Below are 10400 nucleotides of genomic sequence, written 5' to 3'. Positions count from 1 at the left end.
ACTACGGTCGGCGACATCCCGATCACCGGGACGACACACCCGGGGGCGCGTTGATGGCGGCCCGGCGAAGGAGTCTGGAACGTCTTTTGACGCGCGGGAGGGTTCGGCCGGGGTCAGAGGGTGGCGGCGGCGCGCTGCGCGCGGATGCCGTGCCGGACGATGCCCTCGTCGAGCCACCGGTCCAGGTGCCGCCAGGTGGTCGCCTTGGCGGAGCGTCCGGTCAGCACGTCCAGGTGGCCGCCGCTCGCGACCTCGAACCGCACCTGCGGCGCCCCGCGCAGCAGCCGGACGAGCGGCCGGACGGCCCGGACCGGCGCGAGCGGGTCGCCGCGCCCGGCGATGGCCAGAACCGGCACGCCCACCGCACCGAGATCGACCGTCCGCCCATTGATCTCGATGCCGCCCGCCAGCAGCGCGCCGTCCCGGGAAAGGGCGTGATAAATCTGCCGGGCGGCGCGTCCCGGATAGGACATCAACGCGCCGGCGAAATGATCGAGTGCCTCAATCTGTGCGAGAAAGTCGGCATTGTCGAGGTTGATTATCGTCCGGTAGGGGCGCACCAGGTAGGTGTCGATGCCGGCGAGCCCGAAGGCCCGCTCCCGCGGCGGCGGCGGCGCGGGAGGCACCCCGCGGGCGTCGGCCGGCGCGGCGATCGCGGCGACGGACGCGATCGGCAGCCCCGGGTCGGCCGCGGCGGTCAGCAGCGCGAAGATCCCGCCGAGGCACCAGCCGACGAGCTGGACCGGCTGCCCGCCCGCGTCCGCGCTGACCGCCCGGACCGCGCCCGGCAGCACATCCTGGACCCACTCCCCGATGCCCAGGTCAGGGCCGCCCTCCCGGGCCGGCTCCGGGTCGAGGAGGTAGCTGCGCCGCCCGGCCCGGACGACGTGCTCGGCGAGGCTGCACCCCCGGCGCAGGTCGTAGCAGCGCGCCGGGGCCGCCGGCGGCGGGACGAACAGCACCGGCGGCCCGGCCGGCACCAGCCCGTCCGGCGGCCGGTAGCGGTACACCGTCCCCCCGGGGCCGTCGCCGACCGTCTCCGCCGGCATCGGCCGCAGGTCGGCGATGTGGCCGTACAGCGCGAGCTGGAGAAGATTGGACGTGGCGGCTCGCAGGCCTCGCGGGGTGAGGATCATTTCGCCATTATCCATCCGCATTAGACGACCGCACCGGGCGCGCAATGACCTAAGCCGGCCCCCGCGCACTCCCGTATTACTACCCTGGTCTCAGTACGGTCGAAATCGACCGCCTGTGAAGCCTTCGTTAAATCGGATTGACAGCGCGGGCCGGAGGTGGCCCGGGGCGGGTCTCGCGCACGCACGGCCACTTCGCGCATAATGACGATCACAGTCCGTGGCGGCCGTGCCGCGGGCAGGCGTCCAGGCGGTGCGTGATGGCGACGCTCAATCCGGCGACGGGGCGGTTCCGGATCCCCCCGCTCCGTTGGGGCTCCGCCACGGGCACCCGGCCGGACCCCGTGCGCGCCGCCGTCGCGCCCCTGCTCGCCGCGCACCGCGCCGCCCAGCCGGGCGCCGCCCTCCCAGGCAGCGCCGAGGCCGAGCTGCTGCGCGGCTACACGGTCGCCGAGCGGCTGCACCGGGGCCAGCTCCGCAAGTCCGGCGCCCCGTACATCACCCATCCGCTGGCCGTCGCGATGATCCTCGCCGGGATGGGCCTGGACACCACGACGCTCGTCGCGGCGCTCCTGCACGACACCGTCGAGGACACGCCGTACACGCTCGGCGAGGTCCGCGCCGACTTCGGCGACGAGATCGCCGTGCTCGTCGACGGCGTCACCAAGCTGGACGGCAGGCGCTGGGGCGACCGCGCCGAGGCCGAGACGTTCCGCAAGATCGTGCTGTCCGCGGCGGCCGACCTGCGCGTCCTGGTGATCAAGCTCGCGGACCGGCTGCACAACCTGCGGACCCTGCGGTACCAGCCGGAGCACAAGCGGGCCCGCTACGCCCAGGCGTCCCACGAGCTGCTGGTCCCGTTCGCCGACCGGCTCGGCGTCCACGTCCTCAAGCGGGAGATGGACGACCTCGCCTTCGAGGCCCGCGACCCGCGGGCGCACGCCGCGACGCGCGCCGCCGTCCGGGACGCGCTGGGCCGGGCCGGCCGGACGTTCGGGCCCGCGGCGGCCCGGCTGCGCGCCTCGCTCGCCGAGCACGGCGTCCCGGCCCGCGTGCTGGTCAGGCCGTCCCACCTGTACGCGGTCCATCAGTCGTGCGGCGGCGACCTGGCCGGGCTGCGGCCGGGCGAGGCGGCGCGGGTACTGCTGCTGGTGGACGGCGCCGAGGCCGACTGCTACATCGCGCTCGGCGCCGTGCACGCCGCGCTGCACCCCGTCGCCGGGCAGGTCCGCGACTTCATCGCGATGCCGAAGGACAACATGTACCGGTCGCTGCACACCCGGGTGATCGGCCCGGACGGCGACCCGTTCGAAGTGATCATCCGCACCGGCGCGATGCATCCGGTCGCCGAGTACGGCATCGTCGCGCACATCAGGGACGCGGGCGGCGACACCGCCACCACCGTCGCGGGCCGCCGCGACCTGGTCTGGCTGAGCCGGCTGCTGGCCTGGCAGTCCGACGCGCCGTCCGCGGAGTTCCTGGACCGGCTGCGCGCCGACCTCGCCGCCGGCCACGTCGCCGCGTTCACCACCCGCGGCGACATCGTCGCGCTGCCCGCCGGCGCGACCGCGCTCGACTTCGCCTACGCGCTCGGCCCCGGCACCGGCGACCGCTGCATCGGCGCCGTCGTCAACGGGCGGCTCGCGCCGATGTCGGTGCAGATCCGCAGCGGCAACGTCGTGGAGATCCTCACCGACCCGGCGGGCGCGCCGTCGGAGGACTGGCTGGGCTTCGCGGTGTCGGTGCCCGCCCGCGTCCGCATCCAGCAGCGGCTCGCGCTGCGGCGCGCCGAGGAGGCCGCCGCCGCCGGACGGCACCGCCTCGCCCGGGCCCTCGCCGGGCGGGAGGTCGACCTGCTCGCGGCGGAGGCGCGCGGCGACTCCCTCGCCGTCGCCCGCGATCTCGGCTTCCCCGAGATCGACCAGATGTACGCGGCGCTGAGCACCGGCGCGCTCGGCCTCGACGACCTGCTGGCCCGGTTCGCCCGCCCCTGAGCCGCCGGTTACGCTGGCCGCGAGGTGATCGCATGGCACCGTTCGAGTACGGCGTCGACGGCCCGAAGGTGATCGTGGCCGGGGTGGACGGGTCCGAGACGTCGCTGCGCGCCGGCGCCTACGCGTGGGGGCTCGCGCGCCGCGGCGGCGCCCGGCTCGTCGTCGTGCACGTGGCGCCGGTCGCCTCGCTGAGCACCCTCACCCCGGGCGGCGCGTCCGCCCTGCGCGAGACCGCCGACGAGATCGCCGCGGAGATCCGCCGCGAGCTGGAGGCGGCCGGCGAGCGCATGCGCGTGCCCTACGAGTTCGTCGCCGAGCAGGGCGACCCGTACGGCGTCCTCGCCCGCGTCGCCGACGAGGTCCGCGCGGACGCCGTGATCGTCGGCGCGTCGGCGCAGGCGGGGCACCGGCTCGTCGGGTCCGTCGCGGTCCGGCTCGTCCGGACGGGACGCTGGCCGGTGACGGTGGTGCCCTGACCGGGCCGGCCGGTCAGCGTCTGAAGCGTCCGGGCGGGCCCTCCCATGGGGACCGCCGCGAACACGCCACCACCGCGGACAGCAGCACGACCACCGCCGTCCCGCCCGCGAGGTTGACGGCCGACGTCGCGAGCGCCGCGTCGAAGGGGCCGCGCAGCACCAGCGGCAGGACGGTCAGCAGCACGACCGCGAAGCCGCCGATCCACGCGAACGCGCGGACGGGACGCGCCGCCGACGACAGCAGCAGGTGCATCAGCGCGGTCGCCTGCACCGTCGCCGCCATCGCGCACAGCGCGTAGCTGGTCGCGGCGGGCGCCGTGCCGGCGCTGTCGCCCGCGAACACCGGCACCTCGACGCCGAACATCGCCCGCAGCGCGACCACCGCGACGAACGCCAGGCCCGCCCCGGCCAGGGCGGCGGAGATCCCCGCCCACCACAGCGCCCGGAACGGCCGGCGCGCGTCGGCCGACATCTCCTCGTGCAGGGCGACGAAGTCCTCGTACCGCCGCGCCGGCGCCTCCGGCGGGCGTCGCCGCACCGTGGAGGGGCACCGGAACGAACGTTCCAACGGCCGTGGCACAGGACGGCCGGCGTGCCTGCCGGGCAGGTCGCCGGAGTACCGCCCGAACGGTGAATCGGGCATGTTCCCTCCCCCGGTGCGAACGTAGAGGTGCTACCCGGCACCGATGGGCGGAACTCACCCATGCCCACCATTTTGCAGATGTTTGGCCGCGTTCCCTACTCCGGACGGGCCCCCGGAACGCGACGATCCCCGGGGAACGCGGTGTTCCCCGGGGATCGTCCGGTCGTCCGTCAGACCTGGCCGGCCTTCTCCAGCGCGGCGCAGCAGGTGCCCGTGATCAGGCGGGCCACCACGTACGGGTCCACGTTGGCGTTCGGGCGGCGGTCCTCGATGTAGCCCTTCTTCTCCACCTCGACCTGCCACGGGATCCGCACCGAGGCGCCCCGGTTCGACACGCCGTAGCTGAACTCGCTCCACGGGGCCGTCTCGTGCATGCCGGTCAGCCGCCGCTCGATGTCGGCGCCGTACCCGGCGACGTGCTCCTGCGCCTTCTCGGCGAGCGCCTCGCACGCCGTGATGATCGCGTCGTAGCCCTCGCGCATCGCCCGGGTCGAGAAGTTGGTGTGCGCGCCGGCGCCGTTCCAGTCGCCCTCGACCGGCTTCGGGTCGAGCGTGGCGGCGACGTCGTGGTCCTCGGCGATGCGGTACAGCAGCCACCGGGCGACCCACATGTGGTCGCCGACCTCGAGCGGGCCGGCCGGGCCGATCTGGAACTCCCACTGCCCCGGCATGACCTCGGCGTTGATCCCGGAGATCTTCAGGCCCGCCTCCAGGCAGGCGTCCAGGTGCCGCTCGACGATCTCGCGCCCGAACACCTCGTCCGCGCCCACGCCGCAGTAGTAGAAGCCCTGCGGGGCCGGGAAGCCGCGCTCGGGGAAGCCGAGGGGACGCCCGTCCTTGAAGAACGTGTACTCCTGCTCGATCCCGTACCAGGAGTCCTGCGCCTCGTACTGCGCGGCGATCGGGCGGAGCAGGGCGCGCGTGTTGGTCTCGTGCGGCGTCCCGTCCACGAGGTACACCTCGCACAGGACCAGCTTGTTGTCGCCGCCGCGGATCGGGTCGGGACAGGAGAAGACCGGCTTCAGCACGCAGTCGGAGCGGTCGCCGGGCGCCTGGTTCGTGCTGGACCCGTCGAAACCCCAGTCCGGCAGGTCGGCACCGTCCGCGAGGATCCGCGTCTTCGACCGCAGCCGCGCGGTCGGCTCGGTGCCGTCGATCCAGATGTACTCGGCCTTATAGCTCAACGTCGATCCCCTTCGTGTCCGCCGGCCGTGGGTGGGTTCGGCCCCACAGAACGTGCCAACCAGGCATTTCGCATCTGTTGCCCTCGTGTGAACGCCATGTAACACACGAGCTGACCTGCTGAGACTCTGCTCACACCGGCTTGGACGGTCAGGGACCCGCCGCGCGGACGACGCATGACCGGAGAAATGGTTTACCCGATCACCAAGATTGGCGCGAATCGGCCATTTTCTCCGACGTTTCCCGCCGTGACCTGGAACGACCAAAAACGATCATACACCTCGACCTTCGCGGCGTGTACTGAAAATCGCCCTGGGTAAGGCGAAACCTTCCCAACAGAGACGCAAGACCAAAAAGGAGGAATGCGTCTATGAGAAGGTCCCTCTTTCACCTGTCCGCACTCGTGATCGCACTGCTGACCGCGCTCGCGTTCAGCGTCGCACCCGCCTCGGCCCGCGAGGCCGCGGCCCCGCCCCCGCTCGACAGCGTCCCGGTGACGGGCACCGCGGCGGACGGCTCCACGTTCACCGGAACCGTCGTGCCGACCGCGTTCACGTCACAGGACCGGCGACTGCTCCTGGACGGCGCGCTGAGCGGAACCATGCGCGACGCCTCGGGCGCCACCACCGGAACCGTCGCCGACGCTCCGGTCTCGCTCCCGGTCTCCCTGCCCTCCGCCACCTGCCCGATCCTGCACCTGACCCTCGGCCCGCTGGACCTCGACCTCCTCGGCCTGACGGTGCACCTGGACCGGGTGGTCCTGGACATCACGGCGATCTCGGGTCCCGGGAACCTGCTCGGCAACCTGCTGTGCGCGATCGCCGGCATCCTCGACGGCACCGGCGACGCCGCCGCGCTCCCCGCCCTCGTCGCCCAGCTCAACGGGCTCCTCGGCCTCGGACGATGACGGCCCGCGGCCCCGTCCGCCCCGCGGACGGGGCCGCTCCCGCCCCCGCGTCCGCGTCCGCGTCCGCCACGACGATGGTCAAGGAAACCCCGGACCGCCGAAAGCGTCGGCAAATACTTATTGGCTTCCCTTAAAGCCTCCGAACGTTTACGTCCATGGCATCGACGCAATGGGCCGGCCGCTCCAAGATGATCAGGGAACCGTCGGCGCCAAGGCGCGCTTTCGGCTTCCCATCACAAGGAACAGATTCGGGGGAATGGGATGAAGCGAATTCTCGGCGCCTCGCTCGGCACGGTCGTCGTGCTGGGCGGGCTGGCCTCCTTCGCACCGGCCGGCCAGGCGGCGACCGCCGGCGAGAAGGGCGGGCGGACCCATGTCGTGCGGCCGGGCCACTCGATCCAGAAGGCCGTCGACCGCGCGAGGCCGGGCGACGTCATCAAGCTCAAGGCCGGCCGCTACGGCGGGGGCGTCCTCATCCGCAAGCGCCTGACGATCCGCGGCGCGGGCGACAGGACCGTGATCCGGCCGGGCCGCAAGGACCACTGCAAGAAGGCCGGGGTGCCGGGCATGGGCTTCTGCGTGGTCGGCCGCGCGAAGCACCTGGTCAGGGGCGTCACGATCAAGAGCCTGAAGGTCGAGAGGTTCAAGGACACCGGGGTCTTCGGCACCTACACCGACCGGCTGACCGTCAAGCACGTCCTCGCCGCGAGGAACGGCGAGTACGGCATCGCCGAGTTCAACTCGACCCGCGGCGCGTTCGTCCACAACCGCGCGATCGGCAACCGCCTCGACGCCGGCCTCTACGTCGGCGACATCAAGAACGCGCGCGGCACCGTCGTCGCCCACAACCACGCCTCGGGCAACGCGATCGGCGTGCTCGTCCGGCACGCCCGGCACGTCAAGGTGCTTGGCAACAAGCTCGTCGGCAACTGCACCGGCGTCGTCCTGGCCGACGACGGCCAGAAGGGCGGGCAGGGCCACACCAAGGTCTGGAAGAACCTGGTCGAGAAGAACAACCGGTTCTGCCCCGGCCAGGGCCCGGTCCCGCCGCTCGGCGGCACCGGCATCCTGCTCTTCGGCGGCGACCACAACTCGATCGAGAAGAACACCGTGAAGGGGAACCGCGGCAAGCTGCCCTACTCCGGCGGGATCGTCCTGTTCCCGAGCCCGGCGCAGCGTCCCGCGCACCACAACCTGATCAAGTTCAACCTCGTCCGCGGCAACGCGCCGTTCGACCTGGTCGACAACAGCGGCAGCGACACCAACCGCTTCCGCCACAACTCCTGCGGCACCTCCAAGCCGAACGGCCTGTGCCACCACTGACGGCGCGAACCCCCTGTTCCCACCGGAACAGGGGGTTCCACCGCGCTCACTCCTTGATCAGGCTGGGAACATCGCCGGCCTCGAAAGCGGGGCGTGAGGGCCTCCGAGCCGAGGTGACGAGCAGCGAACCCGCCGTCAGAACCACACCGAACCAGACGACGCTGGTGACGCCCAGATGGTCGGCGAACAGTCCGCCGAACAGCGCCCCGAGTGCGATGGACGTGTTGTACGCCATGGTGTTGAGCGACATCGCGGCTTCGAAGGTCTCGGGCGCGGCGGCCAGCGTCATGTTCACCTGGGACAACTGCACGACGCCGAAGGACAGCCCCCACAGCACCAGCGCGACGACCGCACCGACCTTCCCGCTCCCGACCGTGAGCAGCGACAAGAGCGACACGACAAGCCCCACGCACCCCACAACGAAGCTGCCCTTGAGGCTCCTGTTCACCGTGTACCCGGCGGCGAAGTTCCCGACCGCACCCCCCACACCGAAGACGATCAGCACCACGGTGATGAAGAGAGGCCCGGCGGACGCCTTCTCCTCCAGGAAGGGCCGCACGAACGTATACGCCCCGAAATGGCCGAGCACGAACAGCACCACAGTCAACAGCACCGACCGCAGCGGCACGTTCTTCAGGGGCAGCCCGAAGACCTCGCGCACCGAAACCGCGTTCGCCGAAGGAAGCGACGGCACCACCACTGCGACCGCGAAGAAGACCACCAGGCTGAGGCCTGCCCAGATCAGGAACGTGTTCCGCCAGCCGGTGAGGTCCTCCAGGACCGTCCCGAGCGGTATGCCCACCACCGTGGCGATCGAGATGCCGGACATCACGACCGCGGACGCCCTGCTCGCCTGACGCTCCGGGACGAGCCGCATCGCCATGCTCACCCCGAGGGCCCAGAACACCCCACTGGCGAACCCCATGACGAGCCGCGTCGCCAAGACCAGCGGATAGTTCGGCGACACAGCCGTGACCAGGTTCCCCAAGGCCAGGATGGCCAGCAGTACGGCGAGCAGCACCCGCCGGTTGACGCGCCTCGTCCACGCCACGATGAACGTCACGCCCAACCCGGCCGAGACGCCGTACAGCGTGACCATGAGCGCGGCGACCCCCACCGAGATGCCCAGGCTCCCGCTCAACGGAGTAAGGAGCCCGACAGGCATCAACTCAGTAGTGAGGAAGACGAACAGGCTCGCCGTGATAGCAGCGACCCCTCCCCAGGCCCGCAAAACCGGGCGCGAACTGGTGACCACTACACCCTCCAACGTCTCAACGTTGAAATCTTCAACGCTGAGACGTTAACAAGCTGATACCTTGACGTCAAACAGTTCAACGCTAAGGAGTTCAGGTGACCCGTGACGCCGTCGACGTCGTCCTGGAGCAGTGGGCACGTGCCCGCCCGGACCTCGACGCGTCCCCCATGGGCGTCCTCGGCCGCCTCTCGCGGCTGACCCGCATCGTCGAACGCGAACTCAAGGCCCTCTTCGAGGAGTTCGGCCTGGAACGGGGCGAATTCGACGTCCTCGCCACCCTCCGGCGCGCCGGCTCGTCCGACGGCATGACCGCGGGCGCGCTGGCCCGCTCCTCGATGGTCACCTCGGGCGCCGTCACCAACCGCCTCGACCGGCTCGTCGCCAAGGGCTACGTCACCCGCGACGTAGACCCCGCCAACCGCCGCACCGTCATCGTCGCCCTCACCCCCACCGGCCGCGACCTCATCGACCAGGCCGTGGCCGCCCACGTCGAGAACGAACGCCGCCTCCTAGCCGCCCTGGACGACAACCAGCAGAACGACCTGGCAGCAACCCTCCGCACCCTCCTCCTAAACCTCGGCGACGAGGCCCAGCCGGCCACCGACCGATGAGTTCCACGAACGGACGTGGTCTACATCCAGACCACAACCTTCGGAGGAACCAATGACCAAGGCACTACCGCCCGTCGTGGACGCCGAGACGTGGCAAAGCCACCTCGACGAGCTCCGCGCCCGCGAGAAGGCCGCGACCCGCGAACTCGACGCGATCGCCGCCCAGCGCCGCCACCTGCCCATGGTCGAGATGCCCGACTACACCCTGGAGGGCGAGGACGGCCCGGTCTCCTTGGCCGACGTCTTCGACGGCAAGTCGCAACTGATCGTCTACAACCACATGTGGTCCCCGGGCGAGACCTGGCAGTGCTCAGGCTGCACAGGCCTCACGTCGCAGTTCACGCGGCTGGAGTTCCTGGACGCCTACGACGCCAGGTTCGTCATCGTCACCCAGGGCCCGATCGACGAGGCCCTCGCCTACAAGCGCCGCGTGGGCAACAAGATGACCTGGTACTCCACCGCCGACAGCACCTTCGGCACCGACGTGGGCGCACCCCCTGGCGGCGGCTTCGCGGTGAACGTCTTCCTACGCGACGGCGACACCGTCTACCGCACCTGGCACACCAACGGCCGCGGCACCGAGCAACTCACCCACACCTTCGCCCTGATCGACCTCCTGCCTTACGGCCGCCAGGAGGAATGGCAGGACTCCCCCAAGGGCTGGCCCCAGTCCCCCACCTACAGCCGCTGGCCCAGCTCCGAACAAATAGCCACCCACTACGGCCCGCACACCTAACCCACCGAACACGGCCTGATGTCAGGATCGGCCGCACGCGGCCGATCCTGCCGGGCTACACATGGCCCCTCAACTGAGCCTGGCCGCAGATTAGGTCCTTGCTCACAGGCAAGGCCGCCCTCGTACAGAACCAGGGAGAC

The 10400-nt window shown here is 71.3% G+C and carries 10 protein-coding genes; 6 read left to right on the top strand and 4 right to left on the bottom strand.

The window, feature by feature from the left end:
• Window positions 1-113: 113 nt before the first annotated feature.
• Entirely contained in the window at window positions 114-1136 is a 1023-nt protein-coding gene (locus BM339_RS06075) for an alpha/beta fold hydrolase (protein WP_075020194.1), read from the bottom strand.
• Window positions 1137-1393: 257 nt separating this feature from the next.
• Here BM339_RS06075 and BM339_RS06070 point away from each other — a divergent pair, with 257 nt between their 5' ends.
• Complete coding sequence (locus tag BM339_RS06070) at window positions 1394-3127, top strand: RelA/SpoT family protein (protein ID WP_083597338.1); 1734 nt, start codon at window positions 1394-1396, stop codon at window positions 3125-3127.
• Between the two features lie 32 nt (window positions 3128-3159).
• Window positions 3160-3603, top strand: coding sequence for a universal stress protein (locus tag BM339_RS06065; protein ID WP_033333123.1), 444 nt, complete (start codon window positions 3160-3162; stop codon window positions 3601-3603).
• Window positions 3604-3616: 13 nt separating this feature from the next.
• Here BM339_RS06065 and BM339_RS06060 read toward each other — a convergent pair whose 3' ends face one another.
• Together BM339_RS06060 and glnII are read right to left on the bottom strand one after the other, a co-directional pair.
• Window positions 3617-4246: a hypothetical protein gene (locus BM339_RS06060; RefSeq protein WP_143118293.1), complete on the bottom strand. Its 630-nt coding sequence runs from the start codon at window positions 4244-4246 to the stop codon at window positions 3617-3619.
• A gap of 170 nt (window positions 4247-4416) precedes the next feature.
• Window positions 4417-5430, bottom strand: coding sequence for a glutamine synthetase (gene glnII, locus BM339_RS06055; protein WP_021596367.1), 1014 nt, complete (start codon window positions 5428-5430; stop codon window positions 4417-4419).
• A 368-nt stretch (window positions 5431-5798) separates the two neighbouring features.
• Between glnII and BM339_RS06050 the strand changes: the two genes are divergently transcribed.
• Together BM339_RS06050 and BM339_RS06045 are read left to right on the top strand one after the other, a co-directional pair.
• Window positions 5799-6335: a hypothetical protein gene (locus BM339_RS06050; RefSeq protein ID WP_075020193.1), complete on the top strand. Its 537-nt coding sequence runs from the start codon at window positions 5799-5801 to the stop codon at window positions 6333-6335.
• Window positions 6336-6596: 261 nt separating this feature from the next.
• Entirely contained in the window at window positions 6597-7658 is a 1062-nt protein-coding gene (locus BM339_RS06045; protein WP_021596369.1) for a right-handed parallel beta-helix repeat-containing protein, read from the top strand.
• A gap of 46 nt (window positions 7659-7704) precedes the next feature.
• On the opposite strand, the gene BM339_RS06040 is transcribed toward BM339_RS06045, so the two are convergent.
• The gene (locus BM339_RS06040; protein WP_075020192.1) at window positions 7705-8913 is read right to left on the bottom strand and encodes an MFS transporter; all 1209 of its coding nucleotides are present in this window, start codon (window positions 8911-8913) and stop codon (window positions 7705-7707) included.
• A 95-nt stretch (window positions 8914-9008) separates the two neighbouring features.
• Between BM339_RS06040 and BM339_RS06035 the strand changes: the two genes are divergently transcribed.
• Both BM339_RS06035 and BM339_RS06030 read left to right on the top strand, forming a co-directional pair.
• Entirely contained in the window at window positions 9009-9524 is a 516-nt protein-coding gene (locus BM339_RS06035; RefSeq protein WP_021596371.1) for a MarR family winged helix-turn-helix transcriptional regulator, read from the top strand.
• Between the two features lie 52 nt (window positions 9525-9576).
• Window positions 9577-10260 carry a DUF899 domain-containing protein gene (locus tag BM339_RS06030; protein ID WP_021596372.1) on the top strand — a complete coding sequence of 228 codons (684 nt, stop codon included), beginning with the start codon at window positions 9577-9579 and terminating at the stop codon, window positions 10258-10260.
• Window positions 10261-10400: the final 140 nt, after the last annotated feature.

The organism is Actinomadura madurae (assembly GCF_900115095.1).
GTDB classification, from domain to species: Bacteria; Actinomycetota; Actinomycetes; order Streptosporangiales; family Streptosporangiaceae; genus Spirillospora; species Spirillospora madurae.
The sequence above is the reverse complement of the archived record's forward strand: the minus strand, read 5'-3'. Positions and strand labels throughout refer to the sequence as shown.